We start from the raw sequence: 25,527 nt of genomic DNA, 5'->3' as shown, positions 1-25,527 counted from the left end.
ATAGGACGCTGTAGTACTTTGATTTTGCGCATGATCCTGCCCGAAAATGATTCCGATTTTCAGGGTCATGCGTCAGGCCATCGCCTTCTGCAGATTTTCGTCGATCTTGTCGAGGAAGCCGGTGGTCGAAAGCCATGGCTGGTCGGGACCGATCAGCAGCGACAGATCCTTGGTCATGAAGCCGGCCTCGACGGTCTGGATGCAGACCTTTTCCAACGTCTCGGCAAAACGCTTCAGCTCGGCATTGTCGTCGAGCTTAGCGCGATGGGTGAGGCCGCGCGTCCAGGCGAAGATCGAGGCGATCGAATTGGTCGAGGTTTCCTCGCCCTTCTGATGCTGGCGATAGTGGCGGGTGACGGTGCCGTGCGCGGCCTCCGCCTCCACCGTCTTGCCGTCCGGCGTCATCAGCACCGAGGTCATCAGGCCGAGCGACCCAAAACCTTGCGCCACCGTGTCCGACTGCACGTCGCCATCATAATTCTTGCAGGCCCAGACATAGCCGCCCGACCATTTCAGGCTGGAGGCGACCATGTCGTCGATCAGCCGGTGCTCGTACCAGATCTTTTTCGCCTTGAATTCGGCTTCGAACTCAGCCTCGTAGACTTCCTGGAAAATGTCCTTGAAGCGGCCGTCATAGGCCTTGAGGATGGTGTTCTTGGTCGAGAGGTAGACCGGATAATTGCGCAGCAGGCCGTAATTGAGCGAGGCGCGGGCGAATTCGCGGATCGACTCGTCGAGATTGTACATGGCCATGGCGACGCCGGCGGCCGGCGCATCGAACACATCATGCTCGATCACCGTGCCGTCCTCGCCGACGAACTTGATCGTCAGCTTGCCCTTGCCGGGAAAGCGAAAGTCGGTGGCGCGGTACTGGTCGCCGAAGGCATGACGGCCGACGATGATCGGCTTGGTCCAGCCGGGCACCAGCCGCGGCACGTTCTTCATGATGATCGGCTCGCGAAAGATGGTGCCGCCGAGGATGTTGCGGATGGTGCCGTTCGGCGACTTCCACATCTTCTTCAGCCCGAATTCCTCGACGCGCTGCTCGTCGGGCGTGATCGTCGCGCATTTCACGCCGACGCCATGTTTCTTGATGGCATTGGCCGAATCGATGGTCACCTGATCGTTGGTGGCGTCGCGGTGCTCGACGCCGAGGTCGTAATACTCAAGCTTGAGGTCGAGATAGGGGTGAATCAGCTTGTCCTTGATGAACTGCCAGATGATGCGGGTCATCTCGTCGCCGTCGAGTTCGACGACCGGGTTCGCCACCTTGATCTTCGCCATGGAAAGAATGCCTCATTGTTGGGGATCGGGACGGCCTTGCCCGCATGGCTTTGGCCGGGGATGCGCCCGTATATCAAAGCATTTTTGGCCGCGCAAACGGCGATCCGCGCGGGCTGGCTCGACCATCGCCATCGGCCGCTCTTTGTGAAAGCTTCATTTTCGCGGCCGGATATGGCAGGGGACGCTGAAATGCCGCAAAACAGCAGTTCATTGACACCCATGCAAGCCAGCAACGACATCCTTCCGGCCACAGGCCCGGCGATCATCCTGGTCGAGCCGCAGCTCGGCGAGAATATCGGCATGGTCGCGCGTGCCATGGCGAATTTCGGTCTGTCGGAGCTGCGCCTCGTCAATCCGCGCGACGGCTGGCCGAGCGACAAGGCGCGCGCCGCCGCGAGCCGCGCCGACCATGTCATCGATGCCGCTAGAGTATTCGACGATCTGCCCTCGGCGGTCGCCGACCTGAATTTCGTCTTCGCCACCACGGCGCGCGCGCGCGATAATTTCAAGCCGGTGCGCGGACCGGTCGAGGCGGGCAGGGCGCTGAGAGCGCGCCAGCGATCCGGACAGCGCACCGGCATCCTGTTCGGCCGCGAGCGGTTCGGGCTCTACAATGACGAGGTCGGCCTGGCCGACGAGATCGTCACCTTCCCGGTCGATCCCGCCTTCTCTTCGCTCAACATCGCCCAGGCGGCCCTGCTGATGTCTTATGAATGGATGAAGTCGGGCTTGGAAGATGAGACGAAAACCAATTTTTCCAGCCCCGACATGATGCCGGCGACCAAGGAACAATTGCACGGCCTGTTCGCGTACCTGGAAGGCGCGCTCGAAGCGCGCGGCTATTTCCGCCCGGCGCCGAAGAAGCCGAAGATGGTCGACAATCTGCGGGCGGTGCTGACGCGCGCCGGCTTCGCCGAGCCGGAGCTCAAGGTGCTGCGCGGCATAATATCATCGCTGGACAGGTTCTCGCCGGCCATGCCGCGCGGCGACGGATCGCCGGGCGATGATCCAAGACGGCTTCCGGCAGCGGCGGCACGCGCCCGCAAGGTGACAGACATAGAATAGAACCGATCGTGAGAACGGCTGCTTCACCAGTAACTGAATTTTATTCGATATGATCCATCGTCCGGCGAAGGGTGGATCCTCGGATGTTTAACTCAAATATCGGTCGTCTTCGCTTTTTCTTCTATTCCGCGGCCCTGCTGGTTGCGGAAATTGTGACATTTGTGCTTTGCGTCGTATCGACCATCGGCATCGAGGGATTGGCCAATTCGAAACCTGGTCCTTCCAGGGAAGGGCTGGCCGCGGCCGTTCTCGTCGCTTCGCTGGTGATCGTGCTGTTCCGCGCGAATTTCGCCCGGCGTCGAAGTCGCGACGCGCAAGGACCCAAATGGATCCTTTGGTCGTACATTGTGTTCTCGACCCTGTTTGCGATTCTGCAGGCCGGCACTGTTCTTGTCGTGAAATTCGACGGCGAAGATTCGCATTCCGGCCTTAACCTGCTGGGACTCGCTCTCGTCGGGCTCTGGGGGGTCATCTTGGCGGCCAAGCCGGCGGGGGGCAGCTTTGCGGATATGGCGTCTTCCCTGAGTTTCGATGATCTCGACCCTCCCAGGCCGTTGCGCGGCGGCCGGGCGCCCCATTCAGAGTCGGCCGCCGGCGTGACGGCCCAGGCTCCGGCCTACGCCATGCGCGCCGCACCGGCGCCGTCGAACCATCCTGCATCTCAACCTGCGTCTCTGCCAAACAGCCGGCCGCGGTCCGGCGGCTTCGGCAAGCGGGGCCTTGTGTGATCATCTCGCCGCATCAAGGCCATGATGGTTGCAGATAGAACCGTGCCAGATAAACGCATCATTGGCCTAAGCCTGGGTCAGCCTTCTCTCCCCAGCTCCCTTTCCTGAATGACAATGACCGATCTCTCAAACGCCCGCCCGATCCTGATGTTCGATTCCGGCATCGGCGGCCTGACGGTGCTGCGCGAAGCGCGCGTGCTGATGCCCGACCGCCGATTCGTCTATGTCGCCGACGACGCGGCTTTCCCCTATGGCGCTTGGGAGGAGCCGGCACTGAGGGCGCATATACTGGAACTGTTCGGCAAGCTGCTCGACCGTTTTTCGCCGGCCATTTCGGTCATCGCCTGCAATACCGCCTCGACGCTGGTCATCGATGCGTTGCGCGAAAGATTTCCCGGTCATCCTTTCGTCGGCACGGTGCCGGCGATCAAGCCGGCGGCGGAACGCACGCGCTCCGGGCTGGTTTCAGTGCTGGCGACGCCCGGGACCGTTAAGCGCCAGTACACGCGCGACCTGATCGGCAAATGGGCGCAGAAATGCCATGTCCGGCTCGTTGGCAGCGACAATCTGGCGGGACTGGCCGAGGTCTATATGCGTGAGGGCTTCGTCGATGAAGAGGCCGTGCGTGCCGAAATCGCGCCATGCTTCGTCGCACATGATGAGCTGCGGACCGACATCGTTGTGCTTGCCTGCACCCATTACCCTTTTCTGGCCAACCGCATGCGCAAGACGGCACCTTGGCCGGTCGATTGGCTCGATCCTGCCGAGGCGATCGCGCGACGGGCGCTCTCGCTGCTCGCGGACGCCGAGACCAGCCAACGCGGCGAGGCATTGCCGGAAGGCGCCGACCTTGCTGTCTTCACCTCGAAACGGGTTGACTTCCCGACTCGCCGCCTGATGCAGGGGTTTGGGCTGGCGATTTCCTGATATCTGGGAACATCACCCGGACCGGTGCGTTTTTCCCTCATTGCAAGACGGGAGAAACGATCATGCCAGCCACATCAAAGGCCCAGCAGAAAGCCGCCGGCGCGGCATTGTCCGCCAAGCGTGGCGAAACCAAGAAGAGCGAGCTCAAAGGCCCTTCGAAGGGAATGTACAAATCCATGAGCGAAAAGCAGCTCGAGGAATTCGCCGAGACCAAGCGTAAGGGGCTGCCCGAGAAGAAATCGAAACACTAGCCCGCCGCGCGTCCGACTGGGCGCACCCCCCAATGGGCGGTCGGTTCCGGGTCCACGTTTGACCAACCAGCGGTCAAACACAAAGCCGGTGCTACCAGGCCCGGTGGCCGCGCCGTATCTTGTAGCGGATGACCTTGCGATGACCACGATGCGGCCATAACTTGTGATGTTTGTGTCCGCGCCAATGCCTAGCCTGCGCCGGCTCCAATGCCATCGAGCACTGCATTCAACGTCGAGGACCGCCTGCCATCACCAACGCCAGCCGCTGCAAGCTTGACACCAGTTAAATCTCCGTCTAATCAGCCCACCAACACCGGGCCTCAGCGTCCGGTGGTTTCTTTTTATGTGCGCAAGGCGTTTGGAAAGCCGCTCTATTCTTTCCGGAGTCTTGTCTAGAATGACGTGTCCCGTGGGTCTTCCGCCGCGTTGCGTGGGAAAACCCTGTCAGGTCTCGAAAACGGGGGCCAGAGGAGGGCGCGTTTCCTTCACCCGGACCATGAGGTTCCGGGTCTGTTGTTTTGAAAGGGAATGCGATGAGCAAGCGCGAATCCGCGAAATACAAGATCGACCGCCGTCTCGGCGAAAACATCTGGGGCCGCCCGAAATCCCCGGTCAACAAGCGCGAATACGGTCCCGGCCAGCACGGCCAGCGCCGCAAGGGCAAGCTTTCCGATTTCGGCCTGCAGCTGCGTGCCAAGCAGAAGCTGAAGGGTCACTACGGCGACGTTTCGGAAAAGCAGTTCCGCAAGGTCTATGAAGAGGCGGACCGCCGCAAGGGCGACACCTCGGAGAACCTGATCGGCCTGCTCGAATCGCGTCTCGACGCGGTCGTCTACCGCGCCAAGTTCGTGCCGACCATTTTTGCCGCTCGCCAGTTCGTCAATCACGGCCACATCAATGTCAACGGCAAGCGCGTCAACATCGGCTCATACCGCTGCAAGCCGGGCGACGTCATCGAAGTGCGCGAAAAGTCGAAGCAGCTGGTGATCGTCCTGGAATCGGTAGGCTTGGCCGAGCGCGACGTGCCTGATTACATCGAGGTCGATCATAACAAGATGACCGCGACCTTCGGGCGCATCCCCGGCCTGTCAGATGTTCCCTTCGCCGTGCAGATGGAACCGAACCTGGTCGTGGAATTCTATTCGCGCTGATCGATTTTCTTCATCTGCGACATCATCGAAGGCCGCCCTCGAGGCGGCCTTTTCTTTGGGGTTCTGAAAATCGATTTCGATTTTCGGGCCGATGCGCTACTCCGGGCAGCAACAAGGACTTTTGGGGCCGCCGCGCCATGAACATGCTGCCAGAAACAATCGAACCGATCACTGATGCCGCAGGCGGCTTTCATCCGCTGTTTGCCGATGTGCCGTCCTCCGTCGAATTCAACAAGCTGCGCAAGCGGCTGCTGCGTCACGCCCGTCAGGCGATCGACGATTTTTCGATGGTCAGGCCTGGCGATCGCTGGCTGGTCGCCTTGTCTGGCGGCAAGGATTCCTACGGCCTGCTCGCTGTGCTGCTCGACCTCAAATGGCGCGGGCTGCTGCCGGTCGACCTGTTGGCCTGCAATCTCGACCAGGGCCAGCCGAACTTTCCGAAACACATTCTGCCCGATTATCTCAACGCATACGCCATTGCGCACCGCATCGAATATCAGGACACCTATTCGGTGGTGACCGACAAGCTTCCCCAGGGCAGCACCTATTGTTCGCTGTGCTCGCGGCTCAGGCGCGGCCATCTCTACCGCATCGCGCGCGAGGAGGGCTGCTCGGCTTTGGTGCTCGGCCACCACCGCGAAGACATTCTCGAAACCTTTTTCATGAACCTGTTCCATGGCGGGCGCCTCGCCGCCATGCCGCCAAAACTGCTCAACGACGATGGCGACGTCATGGTGCTGCGGCCGCTCGCCTATTGCGCCGAGGCCGATCTCGAAAAATTCGCCGGCGCCATGAAGTTCCCGATCATCCCGTGCGATCTGTGCGGCAGCCAGGACGGCTTGCAGCGCAATGCGATGAAGGCGATGCTCGACGACCTGGAAAAGCGCATGCCCGGCCGCAAGGACACGATGATCCACGCCATGACCAATGTGCGGCCCTCGCATCTGCTCGACAGAAAGCTGTTCGATTTCGCCGCACTCAACGAAACCCTGACACGGCAAGACGATGACATTTGACGATACCGCGATCGACTGGCTCGCCAAGCTTCTATCCGACGCCGCCATTGCCGAGATCATGCCGCGCTTTCGCCGGCTGGATGAGGGCGACATCCGCCAGAAGACCTCGGCAGCCGATCTGGTGACGGAGGCCGATGTGAGTGCCGAGCGGCTCATCACCGTCAGGCTGCGTGAGCGCTACCCCCAGGCGATGATCGTCGGCGAGGAAGCCTGCTCCGACGACCCGGCGCTGCTCCAGGGCCTCGGCGAAGCCGATCTCGCCTTCGTCATCGATCCCGTCGACGGCACTTTCAATTTCGCCTCAGGCGTGCCGCTGTTCGGCGTCATGCTGGGCGTCGTGGTGAAGGGCGAGACCGTCGCCGGCATCATTCACGATCCCATCGGCAAGGACTGGCTGATCGGCGCCAGGGGTGCTGGCAGCCACATACGGCATGCGCATGGCACTTTGGAGAAGGTGCATGTCGCCGAGCCTGCGCCGATCTCGCAAATGACCGGCGCGGTTTCCTGGCAATATATGCCCGAGCCGGAACGGTCACGGCTGGCGCGCAACCAGACGAAGTCCTTGTCGCAATTCGGCTATCGCTGCGCGGCACACGAATACCGCCTGCTGGCGAGCGGCCACGCCCACTTTGTCGTCTACAACAAGCTGATGCCGTGGGATCATTTGGCCGGTGTGCTGATCCATGCTGAGGCAGGTGGTTATGCGGCGCGTTTCGACGGCAGCGCCTATTTGCCTTCGCATGTCGGAGGTGGTCTTCTTGTCGCACCGGACAAGGAAACCTGGCGCGAACTGCGCCGGGAACTCTGGGCGGAATAGGCCGTCCGGGATCGATCCGGTGGCGGGCGTCAATTCGATGCGCAAAAGGTGACCTACAGGAACGGCACGCAATCTACGGCTGACCCACCGATGCGGAGACAAAGACCATGCGCTATCTCGAAGACGCCGAACCGGTCATCACGCTTACCGCCGGGCCGGTGAACGCCTATCCCGACGTGCTGCGCGGCCTCGGCCGCACCGTGCTCTACGATCACGACCCGGCGTTCCAGCTCTTTTACGAGCGTGTGGTCGACAAGGCGCAGAGGGCGATGCGGCTGACGAACAAGCCGGTCATTTTGCATGGCGAGCCGGTGCTTGGCCTGGAGGCCGCGGCAGCCTCGCTGATCACGCCCGACGACGTCGTACTCAACCTTGCCTCCGGTGTCTACGGCAAGGGATTTGGCTATTGGGCGAAGCGCTATTCGCAGCATCTGCTCGAAATCGAGGTGCCCTATAATGAGGCGATCGACCCGCAGGCGGTTGCGGCAATGCTGGAAGCACACCCGGAAATCAGCATCGTTTTCGTCTGCCACCACGACACGCCGTCGGGCACCATCAACCCCATCGACGCCATCGGCGCGCTGGTTTCGGCGCATGGCGCCTATCTGATCGTCGACGCCGTTTCGTCCTTCGGCGGCATGAAAACGCATCCTGAGGACTGCAAGGCCGACATCTATGTCACCGGCCCGAACAAATGCCTCGGCGCACCTCCCGGCCTGACGATGATGGGCGTCAGCGAGCGCGCCTGGGCCAAGATGAAGGCAAATCCACTGGCGCCACGCGCATCGATGGTCAGCATCGTTGATTGGGAACATGCGTGGTCGAAGGACAAGCCGTTTCCGTTCACGCCGTCCGTCGCGGAAATGAACGGGCTCGACGTCGCGCTCGACCTCTACCTCAACGAGGGACCGGCAGCGGTATGGGCGCGCCACGCGCTCACCGCCAGGGCCATGCGCGCCGGTGTCGCCGCCATGGGTCTGTCGATCTGGGCGGCCAGCGACAATATCGCGTCGCCAACCACGACCGCGGTCCGGACGCCCGAAGGCATCGACGAGAAGGCGCTTCGCCAGGCCGCGCGCGCCCGCTATGGCGTGGTATTTTCGTCGGGCCGCGGCGAAACATTGGGCAAGCTGACACGCATCGGCCATATGGGCCCGACCGCCCAGCCGATCTATGCGATCGCAGCGCTGACGGCACTTGGCGGCGCGATGAACGCTTTGGGCCAGGAACTCACGGTCGGCAAGGGCATCGACGCGGCGCTCGCCGTTATCGACGCTGACGTCTGAAGGGATTCATGCGACGCGCTGATACTCGATGAAGGCTTTCGTCGAAAATTCGATTACATTTGTCCGCGCGAAACCGGAGACCCGAGATGAAATCTCGGTTCGCAATTGTCGCACTGGTCCTTGCCCTTGCCTTGGTTGCCGGTCCGAACGCGGCAAGATCGCAGGAACGCGCATGTCGCAGTCCCGATCCCGTCGACACCATAGATGAGATGTTCTCCGCGATCTTCGCCTGTTGGGAGCCGCCGCCCGGAACCGCGGGCATGACCTTGACGCTGCAGTTCTCAATTCGCCGAAACGGCACACTTATCGGCAAGCCTCGCGCCACCTTCTCCCGTTTAGGGAATGATGACACCCTCAACCGGGCCTTCGTGGCTTCCGTCCTCGATGCTCTCGATAAGGCCCTGCCACTGCCCGTTTCGGACAGCATGGGTGGAGCGATCGCAGGGCGTACGCTGTTCCCTCGCTTCACAGCAGCGAGTGGGGGTGCATCCTAAAGCGTGTCCGGCAATGTGCATTAAACCGGCGGGTTTTGCGGCTGGAAGAACCTGCCGCGCTCGGCGATCAGCACCATCACCAATGCGCCAAGCGACACGCTGCAGAATCCGGCGGCCAACGGTGTCACCGTGCCGTTGAAGGCTTGGCCGATCAGAGTGCCGAGCAGGCCACCGAGGAAGGTCTGCATGAAACCCAGAATGGACGATGCCGTGCCGGCCAGCTGGCCGAGCGGCTCCATGGCGAGCGCGTTGAAATTCGCGCCGAGTGCGCCAAACGGGACCATCGCGCAGGCAAAGAAGGTGATGAAAAGCCAGAGCGGCATCTTCATTTGGATGGAAACGATCAGCCAGGCGAGGCTGATGGCCAGAAACAAGAGCAGCGCGCTCTGCGACAGGCGGCGCATGCCGATGCGGCCGACAAGGCGCGAATTCAGATAGTTCGAAAAGGCGAGCACGCCGGCGATCCCTGCAAAAATCACCGGGAACATCTCGCCGACGCCGAAGACGCCGACATAGATCTGCTGCGCCGAGTTGATGAAGCCGAACATTGCGCCGAAGGCAAAAGTGCTGGCGAAGGCATAGCAAAGTGCGATGCGATTGGTCAGCACGATGCGGAAGCCGCCGATGATGGATTCGGCCGTCAGCGGCCTGCGATATTCGGGACGCAGCGTCTCCGGCAAGCGCAGCAGCGCCCACGCCGACACGATCAGGGCGCCGGCCGCCATGGTGATGAAAATCACGTGCCAGGTCGCGAACAGCATGATGAACTGGCCGATGCCGGGAGCAACGACCGGAATTGCCATGAAGACCATGAAGATCAGCGACATGACTTCGGCCATGCGCCGGCCGTCAAACGTGTCGCGCACGATCGAGACGGCGATGACGCGTGTGGCTGCGGCGCCGATGCCTTGCACCACCCTGCACAGGATAAGGGTGGTGAATGTCGGGGCGATTGCCGCCGCACTCGCTGCCGCGACATAGATCACCAGCCCGACAACGAGCGGAGCACGGCGTCCGAAGCGGTCCGAGATCGGTCCGAAGAAGAGCTGTCCGCCGCCAAAGCCGAGAATATAGGCGGCAATCACATATTGGCGATGGTTTTCATTTTCCACGCCTAGCGAGGCGCCGATCTGCTGCAGCGCCGGCAGCATGATATCGATGGCCAGCGAGTTGAGCGCCATCAACGCCGCGCACAGGGCGATGAATTCCCAGCGCGGAATAGGCAAGGCGCTTGCCCGTTGCTGCGCTTCTGCATGCTGATCCACGGCAAAGTCCGATCTTCCAACGAAAAAGCGCCGGCGCACCGGCGCATCCATTCGTCTTGTACCCCGATACCGGGGAGCTAATTAGTCTGCCGAGGTGAGGGCTGGCCCGGCGTTTAGCGCATGACCCCGAAATCGGAATTGATTTCGCTGGGGATCATGCGCAAACAAAATTCAGGCGGCGCCTTTGACGCTCACGCCCTTTTCGACGAGGAACGTCTGAAGTTCGCCTGCCTGGAACATCTCGCGGATGATGTCGCAGCCGCCAACGAACTCACCCTTGACGTAGAGCTGAGGGATCGTCGGCCAGTTGGAATATTCCTTGATACCTTGCCGCAGCTCGGCCGAGGTCAGCACGTCGACGCCCTTGTAGTCGGCCCCGATGTAGTCGAGGATCTGCACGACCTGACCGGAAAACCCGCATTGCGGGAAACCGGGCGTGCCCTTCATGAAAAGGACGACGTCGTTGCCCTTAACTTCGCTGTCGATGTAGTCGTTGATACCGCTCATAGAGAATCCTTTCATGCCCGCGGGAGTCGGGCTCGAAACATACCCTTTCAAATAAACCCATAGGTTGCCTGAAACAAGACGTTTGCCGCATCGTCACGCAAATGGCGCAAAAGATGGCTTGATATTGGGCCAAGAGCATCGGCCAGCTATTTTCCCAAGGAAGCGACAAAAGGCGAGATGGCGCGGCAATCCTGACTGGTATTGTGCTAGTTACGCTGGCCTTGATCTTCTGGCTCAGGCAATCGCGATCTGGTGCTCGCAAGTCAGTCTCGGCAGCTTTGCACGCCTGTTTCCGCGATGCGCTGCACTGTCCCAACGCTCTTTTCTTCGACGGGCGGTCTCGGCGCTGTCGAATGGCGAGAGGATGATGGCCGGCGGAAACTATCCGGCAGGGCCGATCATCGCCGTCTCGGCGAAAAGGTGACGAAGGGATCGGATGTGGAAGCTCAGTCCGGCACACTGGTCTGCAGGGCGAGCGCGTGCAGCACGCCGCCCATATTGCCCTTCAGCGCGTCATAGACCATCTGATGCTGCTGGACGCGGCTTTTGCCGCGAAAGCTTTCGGCCACCACCTCGGCCGCATAATGGTCGCCGTCGCCGGCCAAGTCGCGAATCGTCACCTTGGCGTCCGGAATGCCTTCCTTGATCAGCCGTTCGATGTCGTGCGCGTCCATTGCCATGCGAGGATTCCTTGTTCAGGTCGTGATCTCATAGATATGGTCGAAATGGCGGATGAACCACACCCAAACGATCCCACTCGATCATTTCATGGGTCCACGACCTCATTTGCCATGAAGCGAGGAAACCAGGATTCATGGGCAGCGGTCAATTCGCCGATAGGGATCGCCCGTGCCTCGCCGAGTTTCAGGTTACTACCGCCGGTCGAGCCGATCCACGGCGCAAAAATACCGAGCTTGCTCTGCTGTTCGCGAATGGCGTCCCATTCCTTGCTCTGCGGATCGATCGACAGCGTCAAGAGATAGCGGCCCTGATCCTCGCCGAACCAGACCGGGATCGGATCGGTCCCGACCAGGCCGGGGACGGTTGCGCCGATGCCGGACGCCATTGCCATCTCGGCCAGCGCGACAGCAATGCCACCATCGGAAACGTCGTGCGCCGCGGTAACGACGCCGGAGTCGATCAGGGTGCGCACATGGTCGCCGACGCGCTTTTCATGGTCGAGGTCGACCGGCGGTGGCGGGCCGTCGGTGCGGCCATGAATGTCGCGCATGTAGGCTGACTGGGCGAGATGCGTTCCCCACATGGATGGCGCGCCGACCAGCAGGATCATCTGGCCCTCGGCGGCAAAGCCGATCCGCGCCATCTTGGACCAGTCGGCGATCAGTCCGACGCCGCCGATGGTCGGCGTCGGCAAAATGCCTCGTCCGTTGGTTTCGTTGTAGAGCGAGACATTGCCGGAAACGATCGGGAAGCCGAGCGCGCGGCAGGCGTCGCCAATGCCTTTCACGGCGCCGACCAGCTGGCCCATGATCTCGGGCCGTTCCGGGTTGCCGAAATTGAGATTGTCGGTGGCGGCGAGCGGCAGGGCGCCGGTGGCGGTAAGATTACGCCAGCACTCGGCCACCGCCTGCTTGCCGCCCTCGTAAGGGTCGGCCTCGCAATAGCGCGGCGTCACGTCGGAGGAGAAGGCGAGCGCTTTGGTCGGATGACCTTCGACGCGCACCACGCCGGCATCGCCGCCCGGAAGCTGCAGCGAATTGCCCTGGATCAGCGTGTCGTACTGCTCCCATACCCAGCGGCGCGATGACAGGTCGGGTCCGCCGAGCAGTTTCAGCAGCGCCTCGGCGACGTCCGCTTGTGGTGCATCGCTGGCAGCCAGGGGCACCGGCTTCTTCGGTTCGGCCCAGGGACGGTCATATTCCGGCGCCTGGTCGCCAAGGTCCTTGATCGGCAGGTTGGCGACCTCGTCGCCCTGGTGCAGCACGCGAAAGCGCAGATCGTCGGTGGTCTTGCCGACAATGGCGAAGTCGAGGCCCCATTTGTGGAAGATCGCCTCGGCTTCCTTTTCCTTTTCGGGGCGCAGCACCATCAGCATGCGCTCCTGGCTCTCCGACAGCATCATCTCATAGGCGCTCATGCGCTCCTCGCGCACCGGCACCTTGTCGAGGTCGAGCTCGATGCCGAGGTCGCCCTTGGCGCCCATCTCGACCGCCGAGCAGGTGAGACCGGCAGCACCCATGTCCTGGATGGCGATGACGGCACCGGACGCCATCAGTTCGAGGCAGGCTTCGAGCAGGCATTTTTCGGTGAAGGGATCGCCGACCTGAACGGTGGGCCGCTTCTCGTCGATCTTGTCGTCGAACTCGGCCGAGGCCATGGTGGCGCCGCCGACACCGTCGCGGCCGGTCTTGGCGCCGAGATAGACGACCGGCAGGCCGACGCCCTTGGCTTCCGACAGGAAGATGGCATCGGTCTTGGCAAGCCCCGCCGCGAAGGCGTTGACCAGGATGTTGCCATTGTAGCGCGCGTCGAAATTGACCTCACCGCCGACCGTCGGCACGCCGAAGGAATTGCCGTAGCCGCCAACGCCGGCAACCACGCCGGCGACGAGGTGCCTGGTCTTGGGATGATCCGGCGCACCGAAGCGCAGCGCATTCATCGCCGCGATCGGCCGCGCGCCCATGGTGAAGACATCGCGCAGTATGCCGCCAACGCCGGTCGCCGCACCCTGATAGGGCTCGATGTAGGAGGGGTGGTTGTGGCTCTCCATCTTGAAGATGACGCAGTCGCCGTCGCCGATGTCGACCACGCCGGCATTCTCGCCCGGCCCCTGGATGACCTGCGGCCCGGTGGTCGGCAGCGTGCGCAGCCACTTTTTCGAGGATTTGTAGGAGCAGTGCTCGTTCCACATCGCCGAAAAGATGCCGAGCTCGGTAAAGCTCGGCTCGCGCCCGACCAGGTCGAGGATGCGCTGATATTCGTCGGGCTTCAGCCCGTGCGCGGCAATGAGTTCCCGAGTGATCGGCACGGAATTGGAAATGGTCATGGGCGGCAATTTATATCCTTGGGATCGAGTCCCCTCTTATCGCAAGCGCGAAGGCCGATACACCCATCAAGCGACGAAAAACGATGGAAAGCCACAGGGGCAGCAACCAGCGAAAGATCGCTACTCGATCCGCAGGTTTCAAGCTGACTCAGGAGAAACTGTCGTAACCGGCACGGCCTTCGTCCAGAAGCCGCCTGATCGCGCCGACGCCGCCTGCGATGTCCTCTCGCCGACTCGGCTGTGAAACGCCGAAACGCACGCCGTGGAAAACCTGCTCGGAACGGCCCGCCTTGAATTCGTCCTCATCATCGATAAGCACGCCATGTTCGAGACAGGCATTCTTGAACGTGCCGGAAAGCCATGGATCAGGTAGGGTGAGCCAGACAAAGGGCACATTGTCCACGGCCTTGAAGTCGAACCCGGCCAGCGTCTCGCGCACGATCGCAATGCGCGCATTGATCTCGACGATGCTGCGCTTGCGCATCTCGCTGGCCTGGCCGGACAGCACCAGCCGGCTACACACTTCGGCCAGCAGGAAGGGGAGGCCGCCCGTCAGCATCTTGTGAGCGACCCGGATCCGGTGGCGATAGGCCGGCGGACAGGCGAGCCAGCCGCCGCGAACACCAGCCGCGACGGATTTCGACAGGCCGCCGGCAACGATGGTCCGTTCGGGGGCATATTCGGCCAAGAGCGGCGTCGGGTCGTCGGTCAGATCGCCATAGAGATCGTCCTCGATCAGGACGACATTGTATTCGCGCGCGACGCGCGCGATGGCCTCGCGCCGCGTTGCCGACAGCGTCACCAGTGTAGGGTTCTTGGCCGTCGGCATCAGGAACAGCATTTTCGGGTGTTTTTGCGCGCAGACGCGCTCGAAATCCTCTGGATCGAGTCCTTCCTCGTCCGACGTCACCAGCGCGGTCCGGCGGCCGATCAGGCCGGCGCTGCGAGAAATCTGCGAATAGGTGAGGTGCTCGAAGACGATATAGTCGCCGGGCGTGGTGAGCGCGGCAATCGCCGCCATAACCGCGGCATGGGTGCCGAGCGTCGGAACGATGCCATCAGGGCTCGGGCGAAACGAATTTCGCGACAGCCAGCTGCAGCCGGCCTCGAACCAGCGGTCAGGAAAATCCCGTGTATAGCTTGAAATTTCATACGGATGGTCCTGCGCCGTGCGCGAGAGCACATCGGCGACAATGTCGCCCTGGCCGATATCCGGCGCAGCCGTGCTGTCGAAGCGCAGTTTGCCGCGAGGCGCATCGATATAACGCGTGCCCTCCACGTGGGGGTCAGGCGCCAACGGATCGGTCTTGGTGTCATGCCGGCCTAGGACATAGGTTCCGCGTCCGACCTCGCCGCTCACCAGCCCTCGCTCGCGCAACAATTGGTAGGCCCGGCCAACCGTACCGACGGTCGTGCCGATGTCGTATGCCAGATCGCGCTGCGGCGGCAGTTTCGCCCCCGCGTCGATCACGCCGCGGTCGATGTCCGTTTCAATGGAATCTGCAAGCCGCTGATAGAGGGGTCCGGAGCCGGACGTAAGGTCAGGAAGCCAATTTGTCATGGTGACAATTTTCTATATTGCACCGTATTGAGAGTCATTACATACGGATTACGTCACAAAAGGGTACAATATCCAAACTCTGGTAGCAAGAAAATGGCTGCAATCGATACAATCCGTTACACGAGAGCTGAATTGCCCGGAGCCCGCCCGTCAGGCCGGCAAGGGTATGTCCGTCGCCTGGTGCGCACGGTCCGGTCACTCGCAAACCGGATCGGCAGCCTGCTGGATCGCCGGCGCAGCCGGCTGGTCTTGCTGGAAATGACCGACGATCAGCTCAGGGATATCGGCATCTCGCGCTGCGAGGCCCACCGTGAGGGTCTGAGGCCGTTCTGGGACTGAGAATACGTCTCGCGTGCCCCGTCTCGAATAGCGGGGTGGTATATCGGCAGGCCGGCGTTGAGTGCCGCTGCAATCTTCTTCATCGCCGAGAAGCTACCCTCCTTCTTCTTCCTCTCGATCTCGGAAATGTGTGGCGCACTGAGATCGACCGCGGCAGCGAGGTCGCGAGCAGGCGGACCACGATGCACCCGCAGACCTTCACTGCATTCTCGCCCCGCGAGGTCTCCGATGAACAGGCTATTGCTGAAAACAGCTAATTCGCCTATTTTCGGGGTAATGAAGGAAGTCATTATGGCGAGTTTCACCCTAACAGATCTCGGCAACAAATCCGGCGAGGTTGTGGAGGCCGCGTTCCGGGGTCCTGTCGACATCACCAAGCGCGGCAAGCGCAAGTTCGTTCTCCTGACGGCGGAGCAGTTCGACCGTCTCGCCGGCCGTAGCGCCCAGCGGGCACACCGCATCGAGGACCTGTCGGCCGAGGAACGCGAAGAGCTTCTCGCCGCCCTCGACGCCGTCGCGCGCGACGATGACCGGGATGACTGAGCCGGACCACGGACAGATCATTCTCTATTCCTATCTGTGGGCGCGGGAATATGACCGGGGGGAGGAAAGTGGACGCAAGGCGCGGCCGACCTGCGTGATGCTGATCGTTGCGGGCAAGAACGGCCGCCAGAAGGCCCTGCTCTTTCCAATCACGAGCCGGCCGCCGCGCTCTGGCGCTCGCTGCGTTGAAATTCCGGAGACTGAGGCCCGTCGCGCCAACCTCTATACGCCGGCTTGGGTGATCGTCGATGAATTCAACACCGATGATCTCGCTACCTCCTGGGCGCTCGAAGACGCCAAGCCGCTCGGCCGGTTCACGCGCAAGTTCATGTCGCGGATCGCCGGCGAAGCCGCGGCGGCGATCCGCGCCGGCGCCGCGCGAACCGTACCGAGACGATAGAGGCGGCCCGGACTGGGTGTAGCGCGCCCTCCGGATGCCCTGTCTTCATTGCAGAATTGCAGGATAAACCCGGGGAGACCTATAACCAGACCGGCGATCTGCAGCAAGCCATGACACTACGCAGCCGCACCGCAGGCCGGATTGCCTGTCTGCCAACGCGCGATGTCCGAACCGATGCGTGCACCGAGCGGCTCGTTCATCAGCGGACCGTAGACGTCGATGCGGCGTGAATTGCCTTGCGCCTGCACGACCAGCAACGGCTTTCCGCCATAATGCTTGACCGGGACCAGCAGGAAGCGTGGCGTGCCGGTGAACGAATTCAGCTCATTGGCCATCTGATAGGGCTTGAAGGCGGGATCCCTGCTGGCAATCCAGCATTTGTGGGCGGCGATCGCCACCTGTTCCATGGCAAGCAGCGCCGCACTCTTGCCCAAAGGCGCCGGCGCGCTCTTCGGCTTCGATTGGCAGGAGGCGAGCACAAGGCCGGCGGCGGCGACGAGAGCGAGGCGGGCGATCGTCTGTCTCGGGCTCATGCGGCGCCTATTTCGAATTCGGAAAAGATAAATGCTGAAGATATCAAGCGGCGATGCCGAGGGCACTTTCGAACAGTGCCCGGCCGTCGCTGCCGCCATGCGCCGCTTCGATCAGGTTCTCGGGATGCGGCATCAGGCCGAGCACATTGCCCTGGCCGTTGACGATGCCGGCAATGTCGTTGATCGAGCCGTTGGGATTGGTGCCTTCCGCATAGCGGAACACGACCTGGCCTTCGCCTTCGAGCCTGCGAAGCGTCTCGGCGTCGGCAAAATAATTGCCGTCGTGATGCGCCACCGGCGAGCGGATGATCTGGCCCGGCTGATAGCGGCGGGTGAACATTGTGTTGGCGTTGGCGATCTGCAGCTTGACTTGCCGGCAGACGAATTTCAGCGATGTGTTGCGCATCAAGGCGCCCGGCAGCAGCCCGGCCTCGACCAGGATCTGGAAGCCGTTGCAGACACCGATGACCATAACGCCCTTGGCCGCCTTTTCGGCCACCGCCCGCATCACCGGCATGCGCGCGGCAATGGCGCCGCAGCGCAGATAGTCGCCGAAGGAGAAGCCGCCCGGAATGGTGATCAGGTCGACATCGGGGATTTCGGTGTCGGTCTGCCAGACCGTGACCGGCGGCGTTCCCGAGATCTTGGTCAGCGCCGCGATCATGTCGCGGTCACGGTTGAGGCCTGGCAGGAGGACGACGGCTGATTTCATTTTGGTTCGTAAGGCCTCTGGGCTTCGGCAAGTTCGCGCGATTCGAGACGGCGTTCTATGCGTTCGAGACGATCGTCTTGACGGCCAAGGACGCCGTAGATGTTATGGATGTCACTTTGCGTTGCGACCATGTGACCTCGAACTACGTTCAACTCCCGCTTCAGTTCGGAAACATCTTGTCGAAGTTCAGCATTCGTGGTGCAAACGCTTCAGGAGCTCATACATCAACTCGTTCGTGGCTTCCGTCATATACCCTCCGGCACAACCTCAGGTAATGGCCACACTATAGTTCTCAATCACCGTATTCGCCAGAAGCTTGTCGCACATGGCTTTGAGATCGGCCTCGGCCTTGGCCTTGTCGCTCTCCGCAAGTTCGACGTCGAAAACCTTGCCCTGCCGCACCTGGCCGACGCCGTCAAAGCCCATCCCGGACAGCGCATGTTCGATCGCCTTGCCTTGCGGGTCGAGCACGCCGTTCTTGAGGGTTACGGTAATGCGGGCCTTGATCACTCTGGACATGCTCCTGTTCGATGTGTTGAGCGGCAAAAATCTCAGTGCGGCTTGCCTTTGACGCCATCGGTCGAGGCGACGAGCACCGGCCCGGCGGGGCGCGGCGGCTCGTTCTCGTTCATGATGCCGAGGCGGCGGGCGACTTCCTGATAGGCTTCGACCAGACCGCCCATGTCGCGGCGGAAACGATCTTTGTCGAGCTTGTCCTGCGTCGCCACGTCCCAGAGACGGCAGGAGTCCGGCGAGATCTCGTCGGCAACGACGATGCGCATCATGTCGCCTTCGAACAGCCGGCCGCATTCGATCTTGAAGTCGACGAGCTGGATGCCGACGCCCATGAACAGGCCGGAAAGGAAGTCGTTGACGCGGATGGCCAGCGCCATGACGTCGTCGATTTCCTGCGGGCTCGCCCAGCCGAAAGCGGTGATGTGCTCTTCAGACACCATCGGGTCGTCGAGCGCGTCGGCCTTGTAATAGAATTCGATGATCGAGCGCGGCAGCACGGTGCCTTCCTCGATGCCGAGACGCTTGGCCAGCGAACCGGCAGCGACATTGCGCACGACCACCTCGAGCGGGATGATCTCGACTTCCTTGATTAGCTGCTCGCGCATGTTGAGCCGGCGGATGAAGTGGGTCGGAATGCCCATCCGGTTGAGATGGTTGAAGATGTGCTCGGAAATGCGGTTGTTGAGCACGCCCTTGCCATCGACGATTTCGTGCTTCTTCTTGTTGAAAGCGGTCGCATCGTCCTTGAAGAACTGGATCAGTGTTCCCGGCTCAGGTCCCTCATAGAGGATCTTGGCCTTGCCTTCATAAATGCGGCGGCGATTTTTCATCTGATCTTTTCTCTGGATTTCCGGGCAGGCGGCAAGCGACCAGTTCCTGTCCGTCTGCCTAAATTAGTGCGGCAACGGTAGGGGTTCAATGCCGGTGTCTATCCCAATCGCACTGTTTGCTCAATCGGCAAATCCTTTCAATCACCGCTTTCCGGAATGAAATGCCGCAGCGCAGCAAGTGACGTACCATATTGACCGGCCCGCAGCCTTTTGGTTTGTGCTGCGGCAATACACATATTTCAACTGCCAACGAATCGGATTGACCGGAGGGATGCCATGAGCAGCATGAAAGATCGCGAGGAGGGCTTCGAGCGCAAATTCGTAATCGACGAGGAACTCCGGTTCAAGGCCTCGGCCCGCCGCAACAAGGCGCTCGGCCTGTGGGCCGCCGAAAAGCTCGGCAAGGCCGGGGCCGACGCCGAAGCCTATGCTAGCAAGGTAGTCCTCGCCGACATCGAGGAAGCCGGCGATCACGACGTTTTCCGCAAGATCCGCAAGGATTTCGACGAAGCCGGGGTCGTCCAGTCGGACCATCAGATTCGCCGCACCATGGACGATCTGATGGCGCAGGCAATCGAGCAGATCAAGAACACCTGATCCTTGCTCTGAGCCAATTGACTCACTGGACCAATCGACCGCCTGGTCTCTCCAGGCGGTTTTTCTTTGCCTTTGCGGCCGTTTCCGGCTGAACTGCATTAGAGCGACATGCATCCATTCGGACGCACAAAGTACGCTCTAAAAATTTGAGTCCTCGCATCGGCCTTTCTGATTTTTGGGCCGATGCGAGAGCGAATAAGGAAGGCGCCCATGTCCCTGAAGTCACGCCTTGCGGCCGATGAAACGTTGTGCACCGCATGGTCCGGCGTGCCTGATGCCCTGACGGTCGAGATTCTTGCCAGACAAGGTTTCGATGCCGTCACCCTCGATATGCAGCATGGCGGACATCACGAGGACAGCGTGCTGCGCGGCCTTGGGCCGGTTCTGGCCGCCAACAAACCGGCGCTGGTGCGCATTCCGGTCGGCCGCTTCGACATGGCCAGCCGCGCGCTCGATTTCGGCGCCGAGGCGGTGATTGCGCCGATGGTGAATTCGGTGGCGGACGCGCGGCTATTTGCCGCCGCTATGAAGTACCCGCCACTCGGCGAGCGCTCCTGGGGCCCGACTTATGCCTTTCCGCGTCATGGCAAGGGCGACTATGCCGACTGGCTGCGCGACAGCAACGAGCGCACCATGGCCTTCGCCATGGTCGAAACGCGCGCTGCCCTCGATGCGCTCGACGGCATCCTCGACACGCCGGGTATCGATGGCATCTTCCTTGGCCCATCGGATTTCTCGATTGCCTGGTCGAACGGCGCCGCCGTCAACTCGACGCTCGAAAGCATGATGGAAACCGTTGCCTCGATCGCCGAGCGGACATGCAAGGCAGGCAAGCATGCCGCAATCTACGTCATCGAGCCGGCCATCGCCGGCCGTGTGGTGTCGATGGGCTATCGGCTGCTGGCGATGGGCTCCGAGCATGCGCTGATCGGTCTGGGGGCAAAGACCCTGCTGAAGAGCGTGAGGGACTCGATCGGCCCCTAAAGCGCGTCGCATTGAAGGGATGCAACGCGCTTAAAGTCTTTGTTTTATGCATGTCGTTGTCCCAAAACCGCTGCGCACTTTTGGGCGACATGCACTAAAGGTCGGTCAGGAATTTCGCAAAAGTCATCGATCCTTCGGGCCATGGGCCGAAGCCGGAATCCGCATTGAGATGGCCAGCATCGCCGGCATCGATGAACAGCGAGCCCCAGGCGCCGGCAATGTCCTCGGCCACATCGAACATGCAGAACGGATCGTTGCGGCTGGCGATCACCACCGAGGGAAATGCCAGCTGCTCGCGCGGGTAGGGACCGAAGGTCATCAGGTGCCTGGGTTTTATCTTGGGATTGGCGACGTCGGGCGGCGCCACGAAGAAGGCTCCGGCGACCAGACGCTGGAACTGCGGCATTGCCTGGACAACGGCGGCGACGCCGAGCGAATGCGCGACGATAACGACCGGTCGTTCTGCCTCGTTGACCGCCTTCGCCACGCTCGCCGTCCAGTCTTCGCGCACCGGCTTCGACCATTCCGCCTGCTCGACACGGCGCGCCGTCGACAATTTCGATTGCCAGCGGCTCTGCCAATGGTCGGGCCCGGAATTGGTGTAGCCCGGCACGATGAGAATGTCTGCATCCCTGACTTTCATGGCGCGCATGTAGCGAGGGACACGGTTTCGTGCAACCGTGCATGATCCCAAAAAGTGTGAAGTGGTTTTTGGACAAGATCATGCGCAAAACAGGGTCTGATCGGTGCGATTGCCCACAAATAGTGAACACCATGTTCGCTTTTTGCCGTCTTGTGTGAACGATCGCGATCGACGATCTGTCATCGGGAAGAAACAGCCGTGTAAATGAGAACCCGGATTTGGACCTGACACGACGTACAATGGTAGGTGGCGCCGGGCTCCTGGCTTTTGGGATCTCGTCGAAGGCCGCCCAAACGGAGACTTTGATGAGCGAACTGCCTTTTGCCGCCACGACCCCGGTCAGCGTTGCCCGCGTCGGGTTGCGCGCGCGGAATGCCGAAAGCCTGGCCGCTTACTATCGCAACGTCGTCGGTCTGCGGGAACTGAGCCGCGCCGGCGGCACGATCACGCTGGGCGCCGCCAATCGTCCCTTGCTCGACATCGAGGCGGATGCAGCGGCGAAGCCCGACGATCCGCGCAGCGCCGGCCTCTTCCACACAGCCTTCCTGCTGCCCAGCCGGACCGATCTCGGGCGCTGGATCAACCATGCCATCGCCAACAAGATCGGCATCGAAGGCGCATCGGACCATCTGGTCAGCGAGGCACTTTACCTGACCGATCCTGAAGGCAACGGCATAGAGATCTATGCCGACCGCCGCCATGAGGACTGGAAGTGGAATGGCGACAACATAGCGATGGCGACCGAACGGCTGAATATTTCGTCGGTCGTCGCCGACGTGCCGACCGGCGATGCCGGCTGGCATGGCATGCCGGACAACAGCATCATCGGCCACGTCCATCTGCGCGTCGGTCGCCCGGAAGACGCCGAGGCCTGGTGGCACCAGGAGTTCGGCTTCGACACGGTCGCGAAATATGGTAGCGCGGCGGTATTCCTGTCGTCAGGCGGCTACCACCACCACATCGGCGCCAATTCGTGGCAGAGCGCCGGCGCCGGCCGTCGCGATCCTTCCCGGTCCGGCCTGGCCTGGGTCGAAATGCGTTCCGATAATGTGACTGAGGCAACCACCCGCGAGGATCCATGGGGAACGGTGATCAGGACCGTTCCCGGCAAGGCTTGATCTTCGAACCTGATGGTGCGCGCTGAGCAGGTGAAGGCTGCGCTAGGCGTTTGCGCCTCGGCAAATCTCGCAGTTTGATGGTTGGCGGCAAGGTCGATGCCGTCTAGGACCGGTCAAATCCGCGCGACCTCACGCTTCTCCGAACACGCGCTTGAAGATCGTGTCGACATGCTTGGTATGATAGCCAAGGTCGAATTTTTCACGAATTTCGGCTTCGGGCAAGGCTGCGGTGACCTCTTTGTCAGCCATAAGTTCCTCAAGGAAATCAGCGCCTTGCTCCCACACTTTCATGGCGTTTCTCTGCACCAGCCGGTAGGCGTCCTCACGGCTGACACCGGCCTGGGTCAGCGCCAGTAGCACACGCTGCGAATGCACGAGGCCGCGGAACTTGTTCATGTTCTTCAGCATGTTGTCGGGATAGACGAGCAATCTGTCGATGACACTGGTCAGCCGCGACAGCGCGAAATCGAGCGTCACGGTCGCATCCGGGCCGATCATGCGCTCGACCGACGAATGCGAGATATCGCGCTCGTGCCAGAGCGCCACGTTCTCCATCGCCGGTAGCGCAAAGGAACGCACCATGCGCGCAAGCCCGGTGAGGTTTTCGGTAAGCACCGGGTTACGCTTGTGCGGCATCGCCGACGAGCCTTTCTGTCCGGGCGAAAAATACTCTTCCGCCTCCAGCACCTCGGTGCGCTGCAGATGGCGGATCTCGATCGCCAGCCGTTCGATCGACGATGCGATGACACCGAGTGTCGCGAAGAACATCGCGTGGCGGTCGCGCGGGATCACCTGCGTCGACACCGGCTCCGGCTTCAATCCGAGTTTCTTCGCCACATGCTCTTCGACATAGGGATCGATGTTGGCGAAGGTGCCGACAGCACCTGATATGGCGCACGTCGCAATATCCTCACGCGCGTGCACCAGTCGCTCGCGGCAGCGCGAGAATTCGGCATAGGCCTGCGCCAGCTTGACGCCGAAGGTGGTCGGCTCGGCATGGATGCCGTGGCTGCGGCCGATGGTGATTGTGTCCTTGTGTTCGAAAGCGCGGCGCTTGAGCGCCGCAAGCAGGCCGTCGATGTCGGCCAGAAGGATGTCGCTGGCGCGGGTGAGCTGCACGGCAAAGCAGGTGTCGAGAACGTCCGAGGAGGTCATGCCCTGATGGATGAAGCGGGCATCCGGCCCGACGAATTCGCTGAGATGGGTGAGGAAGGCGATGACGTCGTGCTTGGTCACGCGCTCGATCTCGTCGATGGCCTCGACGTCGAATTTCGCGGTCCCGCCCTTTTCCCAGATGGTCTTGGCGGCCTCCTTCGGGATCACGCCGAGCTCGGCTAGGGCGTCGCAAGCGTAGGCCTCGATCTCGAACCAGATGCGGAACCGGGTTTCGGGCGACCAGATGGCCACCATTTCCGGCCGGGAGTAGCGAGGGATCATCCGTCAGTCCTGACTTGCGAGGGCATTCGCCCGCGTCCTAACAGAGCCGGACAAAATCCTCAACGCTGCTGCCGCGCAAACCAGATGCTGGCGAGAGCGAGCGCGATGAAACCGAGCGGAAAATAAAGCCGGATGCCTAGAACGATGAATTGATACAACGCAGTCGCCATTGTGTGCACGAACTGGATGGCCCAGGCGATGGTCAGTGCGGGTTCATGCCACTGGGTGTAGTAGGAACGGTATTGCAGCGCAAAGAGCCCACCGGTGAGGCCGATCGTAGTGGCAAGAAGGCAGACAAACGCGGCCGCCAAGGCAACTTGCCAATGCCGTCCGAGCGAGACGAGCCGCGCCAGGAACAGGCCAACCGGAAAAGCGAGCGCACCGCCGGCCGCATAGAGCAACGAGACGAAGCGGATCTTTGCCGGAGTCTCCCAGTCGTACAACAGCAGATTGGCAAGCGCGCTGGCGCCCATCGCTGCGCCCCACAGCAGGGCGCCGCAAACCGCGGCGCGCGGCGATGGCAAGGCCTTGCCGATACGATCCAGTCGGTTGTGTATGGCGGGGAGCGGCGTCACAGCCGGCCGGTTACCGCGATCCAGCGATAGTCCGGCCCTTCGAAGCCGTACTGGCGTACCGCAATCAGCACGGCATAGGCGCTGAGGCCCTGCATGGAAAATGTCTGCACCGCGCCGATCCGATAGCCGTTCGGGCAGCCTCTGCTCTTAGGGATCGACTTGTCTTCGTGCAGGAGCTCAGTCTTGCCGCCGTCTTTCGCCTCGATGCGCAGCAAACGAAAGCCGTTGATCTCGCCGAGGCTCTGGCAGGCTTCCGTGTCGTTCATACCGATCTCGTCGAGCCGGAACTCGAGCGGATCATCGACCGGCGAAAAGATCGGCCGCGGGTTGACCACCATGCGGAACGGATCGGCCGAAAGTTCGGTCACCGGGTTGAAGCCGGCGGTGATGCCGCGATTCGCGGTCAATTCCGCCTGCTTGATGATAGCTTCGCCTTTCTGCCGAGCTGCAAGGCGCGCCGCGTCGAGCGTTGCGTTCTCGTTGTCAAGCCGCACCCTGATCGGCGTGCCCTTGAGAAAACTGTCGTCGGCCGTGTCGATATAATAGCGATTGGCATAGGGGAATCCCGACCCGTCCTGGACACCATATTCCTCGAAGGCGAAGATGCCGCCATCCCCAGTGAAGCCGAGGATTTCAAGCTCGGCGACGTCGCCGGCATGCGCGGCGAGCGAGATTGCAAACTGGGCAAGGAGGGAAACGGCAAACAGGGCAAGAATTCGCATCGGATTTCCGTTTGAGCAGCCAGCGTTGTTTCGATCACTATCACGACATCGTCAAAACGTCGTGCCTCTGAGACGCAAACCCGATGCATCCAATCGCGCTGTCATTTGTTTATGTTGGCAGCTTCACCGCATCGGCCCGAAAATCGGAATCGATTTTCGAAAAGCTCGATGCGTTGATTTAAAGTGTTTAGAGCGTCCTTTGCGCGTCCAAAAGGACGC

At 61.5% G+C, this 25,527-nt stretch carries 29 protein-coding genes and 1 pseudogene; 15 read left to right on the top strand and 15 right to left on the bottom strand.

The window, feature by feature from the left end; all coding sequences use genetic code 11:
* Positions 1 to 72: 72 nt before the first annotated feature.
* On the bottom strand, positions 73 to 1,284 hold the full coding sequence (locus BQ8482_RS24810) for an NADP-dependent isocitrate dehydrogenase (RefSeq protein WP_123149995.1): 1,212 nt from the start codon (positions 1,282 to 1,284) through the stop codon (positions 73 to 75).
* A 219-nt stretch (positions 1,285 to 1,503) separates the two neighbouring features.
* On the opposite strand from BQ8482_RS24810, the gene BQ8482_RS24805 reads away from it, so the two are divergent.
* From BQ8482_RS24805 to BQ8482_RS24765, 9 genes are all read left to right on the top strand, one after another.
* Positions 1,504 to 2,349 (top strand): RNA methyltransferase, encoded by an 846-nt coding sequence (locus BQ8482_RS24805; RefSeq protein ID WP_123150099.1) that lies wholly within the window; start codon positions 1,504 to 1,506, stop codon positions 2,347 to 2,349.
* Positions 2,350 to 2,432: 83 nt separating this feature from the next.
* Complete coding sequence (locus BQ8482_RS24800; protein WP_123149994.1) at positions 2,433 to 3,077, top strand: hypothetical protein; 645 nt, start codon at positions 2,433 to 2,435, stop codon at positions 3,075 to 3,077.
* Positions 3,078 to 3,191: 114 nt separating this feature from the next.
* Positions 3,192 to 4,004, top strand: a complete 813-nt coding sequence (gene murI / locus BQ8482_RS24795) for a glutamate racemase (RefSeq protein ID WP_123149993.1) — start codon at positions 3,192 to 3,194, stop codon at positions 4,002 to 4,004.
* A 62-nt stretch (positions 4,005 to 4,066) separates the two neighbouring features.
* Positions 4,067 to 4,255: a DUF3008 family protein gene (locus BQ8482_RS24790; protein ID WP_095490797.1), complete on the top strand. Its 189-nt coding sequence runs from the start codon at positions 4,067 to 4,069 to the stop codon at positions 4,253 to 4,255.
* A 533-nt stretch (positions 4,256 to 4,788) separates the two neighbouring features.
* The gene (rpsD, locus tag BQ8482_RS24785; RefSeq protein ID WP_029353615.1) at positions 4,789 to 5,406 is read left to right on the top strand and encodes a 30S ribosomal protein S4; all 618 of its coding nucleotides are present in this window, start codon (positions 4,789 to 4,791) and stop codon (positions 5,404 to 5,406) included.
* Positions 5,407 to 5,543: 137 nt separating this feature from the next.
* Positions 5,544 to 6,422 (top strand): tRNA 2-thiocytidine(32) synthetase TtcA, encoded by an 879-nt coding sequence (ttcA, locus tag BQ8482_RS24780; RefSeq protein ID WP_123149992.1) that lies wholly within the window; start codon positions 5,544 to 5,546, stop codon positions 6,420 to 6,422.
* Positions 6,412 to 7,239 carry an inositol monophosphatase family protein gene (locus BQ8482_RS24775; RefSeq protein WP_123149991.1) on the top strand — a complete coding sequence of 276 codons (828 nt, stop codon included), beginning with the start codon at positions 6,412 to 6,414 and terminating at the stop codon, positions 7,237 to 7,239. Before ttcA ends, BQ8482_RS24775 begins: the two co-directional genes overlap by 11 nt.
* Positions 7,240 to 7,346: 107 nt before the next feature.
* Positions 7,347 to 8,525, top strand: coding sequence for a pyridoxamine--pyruvate transaminase (ppaT, locus tag BQ8482_RS24770; RefSeq protein WP_123149990.1), 1,179 nt, complete (start codon positions 7,347 to 7,349; stop codon positions 8,523 to 8,525).
* A gap of 86 nt (positions 8,526 to 8,611) precedes the next feature.
* The gene (locus BQ8482_RS24765; protein ID WP_123149989.1) at positions 8,612 to 9,019 is read left to right on the top strand and encodes an energy transducer TonB; all 408 of its coding nucleotides are present in this window, start codon (positions 8,612 to 8,614) and stop codon (positions 9,017 to 9,019) included.
* A 20-nt stretch (positions 9,020 to 9,039) separates the two neighbouring features.
* Here the strand turns inward: BQ8482_RS24765 and BQ8482_RS24760 are convergent, their stop codons facing one another.
* The 5 genes from BQ8482_RS24760 to BQ8482_RS24735 form a co-directional block, all read right to left on the bottom strand.
* Positions 9,040 to 10,284, bottom strand: a complete 1,245-nt coding sequence (locus tag BQ8482_RS24760; RefSeq protein ID WP_123150098.1) for a multidrug effflux MFS transporter — start codon at positions 10,282 to 10,284, stop codon at positions 9,040 to 9,042.
* A gap of 171 nt (positions 10,285 to 10,455) precedes the next feature.
* Positions 10,456 to 10,791, bottom strand: coding sequence for a Grx4 family monothiol glutaredoxin (grxD, locus tag BQ8482_RS24755; protein WP_029353656.1), 336 nt, complete (start codon positions 10,789 to 10,791; stop codon positions 10,456 to 10,458).
* Positions 10,792 to 11,237: 446 nt separating this feature from the next.
* A complete protein-coding gene (locus BQ8482_RS24745) occupies positions 11,238 to 11,471 on the bottom strand; it encodes a BolA/IbaG family iron-sulfur metabolism protein (protein WP_023674714.1) in 234 nt (77 codons plus the stop codon).
* Positions 11,472 to 11,557: 86 nt separating this feature from the next.
* A complete protein-coding gene (gene purL / locus BQ8482_RS24740) occupies positions 11,558 to 13,798 on the bottom strand; it encodes a phosphoribosylformylglycinamidine synthase subunit PurL (RefSeq protein WP_123149988.1) in 2,241 nt (746 codons plus the stop codon).
* Positions 13,799 to 13,946: 148 nt separating this feature from the next.
* Positions 13,947 to 15,359 (bottom strand): aminotransferase-like domain-containing protein, encoded by a 1,413-nt coding sequence (locus BQ8482_RS24735; RefSeq protein ID WP_123149987.1) that lies wholly within the window; start codon positions 15,357 to 15,359, stop codon positions 13,947 to 13,949.
* Between the two features lie 93 nt (positions 15,360 to 15,452).
* Between BQ8482_RS24735 and BQ8482_RS24730 the strand changes: the two genes are divergently transcribed.
* From BQ8482_RS24730 to BQ8482_RS24715, 3 genes are all read left to right on the top strand, one after another.
* Entirely contained in the window at positions 15,453 to 15,698 is a 246-nt protein-coding gene (locus tag BQ8482_RS24730) for a DUF1127 domain-containing protein (protein ID WP_123149986.1), read from the top strand.
* Between the two features lie 291 nt (positions 15,699 to 15,989).
* Positions 15,990 to 16,241, top strand: coding sequence for a type II toxin-antitoxin system prevent-host-death family antitoxin (locus BQ8482_RS24720; protein ID WP_123149985.1), 252 nt, complete (start codon positions 15,990 to 15,992; stop codon positions 16,239 to 16,241).
* Positions 16,234 to 16,641: a hypothetical protein gene (locus BQ8482_RS24715; RefSeq protein WP_123150097.1), complete on the top strand. Its 408-nt coding sequence runs from the start codon at positions 16,234 to 16,236 to the stop codon at positions 16,639 to 16,641. The genes BQ8482_RS24720 and BQ8482_RS24715 overlap by 8 nt, the downstream gene beginning before the upstream one ends.
* A gap of 116 nt (positions 16,642 to 16,757) precedes the next feature.
* On the opposite strand, the gene BQ8482_RS24710 is transcribed toward BQ8482_RS24715, so the two are convergent.
* The 5 genes and pseudogenes from BQ8482_RS24710 to purC form a co-directional block, all read right to left on the bottom strand.
* Positions 16,758 to 17,174 carry a hypothetical protein gene (locus BQ8482_RS24710; protein WP_123149984.1) on the bottom strand — a complete coding sequence of 139 codons (417 nt, stop codon included), beginning with the start codon at positions 17,172 to 17,174 and terminating at the stop codon, positions 16,758 to 16,760.
* Between the two features lie 43 nt (positions 17,175 to 17,217).
* Positions 17,218 to 17,886: a phosphoribosylformylglycinamidine synthase subunit PurQ gene (purQ, locus tag BQ8482_RS24705; RefSeq protein WP_123149983.1), complete on the bottom strand. Its 669-nt coding sequence runs from the start codon at positions 17,884 to 17,886 to the stop codon at positions 17,218 to 17,220.
* Positions 17,883 to 18,135 (bottom strand): annotated as a pseudogene (locus BQ8482_RS40705) (hypothetical protein). Before BQ8482_RS40705 ends, purQ begins: the two are co-directional and overlap by 4 nt.
* Positions 18,136 to 18,153: 18 nt before the next feature.
* A complete protein-coding gene (gene purS / locus BQ8482_RS24695) occupies positions 18,154 to 18,396 on the bottom strand; it encodes a phosphoribosylformylglycinamidine synthase subunit PurS (protein ID WP_023798246.1) in 243 nt (80 codons plus the stop codon).
* Positions 18,397 to 18,437: 41 nt separating this feature from the next.
* Complete coding sequence (gene purC / locus BQ8482_RS24690; RefSeq protein WP_023674725.1) at positions 18,438 to 19,232, bottom strand: phosphoribosylaminoimidazolesuccinocarboxamide synthase; 795 nt, start codon at positions 19,230 to 19,232, stop codon at positions 18,438 to 18,440.
* A gap of 276 nt (positions 19,233 to 19,508) precedes the next feature.
* On the opposite strand from purC, the gene BQ8482_RS24685 reads away from it, so the two are divergent.
* Positions 19,509 to 19,829 carry a DUF1476 domain-containing protein gene (locus BQ8482_RS24685; protein WP_123149982.1) on the top strand — a complete coding sequence of 107 codons (321 nt, stop codon included), beginning with the start codon at positions 19,509 to 19,511 and terminating at the stop codon, positions 19,827 to 19,829.
* A gap of 210 nt (positions 19,830 to 20,039) precedes the next feature.
* The gene (locus BQ8482_RS24680; RefSeq protein WP_123149981.1) at positions 20,040 to 20,813 is read left to right on the top strand and encodes an HpcH/HpaI aldolase family protein; all 774 of its coding nucleotides are present in this window, start codon (positions 20,040 to 20,042) and stop codon (positions 20,811 to 20,813) included.
* Between the two features lie 94 nt (positions 20,814 to 20,907).
* Here BQ8482_RS24680 and BQ8482_RS24675 read toward each other — a convergent pair whose 3' ends face one another.
* Entirely contained in the window at positions 20,908 to 21,456 is a 549-nt protein-coding gene (locus BQ8482_RS24675; RefSeq protein WP_123150096.1) for an RBBP9/YdeN family alpha/beta hydrolase, read from the bottom strand.
* Positions 21,457 to 21,761: 305 nt separating this feature from the next.
* On the opposite strand from BQ8482_RS24675, the gene BQ8482_RS24670 reads away from it, so the two are divergent.
* Positions 21,762 to 22,574, top strand: coding sequence for a VOC family protein (locus BQ8482_RS24670; protein WP_123150095.1), 813 nt, complete (start codon positions 21,762 to 21,764; stop codon positions 22,572 to 22,574).
* Between the two features lie 129 nt (positions 22,575 to 22,703).
* On the opposite strand, the gene purB is transcribed toward BQ8482_RS24670, so the two are convergent.
* The 3 genes from purB to BQ8482_RS24655 are packed head-to-tail and all read right to left on the bottom strand — an operon-like array spanning position 22,704 to position 25,308.
* A complete protein-coding gene (purB, locus tag BQ8482_RS24665) occupies positions 22,704 to 24,011 on the bottom strand; it encodes an adenylosuccinate lyase (RefSeq protein ID WP_123149980.1) in 1,308 nt (435 codons plus the stop codon).
* A 59-nt stretch (positions 24,012 to 24,070) separates the two neighbouring features.
* On the bottom strand, positions 24,071 to 24,586 hold the full coding sequence (locus BQ8482_RS24660; protein ID WP_123149979.1) for a hypothetical protein: 516 nt from the start codon (positions 24,584 to 24,586) through the stop codon (positions 24,071 to 24,073).
* Entirely contained in the window at positions 24,583 to 25,308 is a 726-nt protein-coding gene (locus tag BQ8482_RS24655; protein WP_123149978.1) for a DUF2259 domain-containing protein, read from the bottom strand. The genes BQ8482_RS24660 and BQ8482_RS24655 overlap by 4 nt, the downstream gene beginning before the upstream one ends.
* Positions 25,309 to 25,527: the final 219 nt, after the last annotated feature.

The sequence above is a fragment of the Mesorhizobium delmotii genome (genome assembly GCF_900149755.1).
In the GTDB taxonomy this organism is placed as follows: Bacteria; Pseudomonadota; Alphaproteobacteria; order Rhizobiales; family Rhizobiaceae; genus Mesorhizobium; species Mesorhizobium delmotii.
This window is presented reverse-complemented; position numbering and strand designations above follow the sequence as displayed.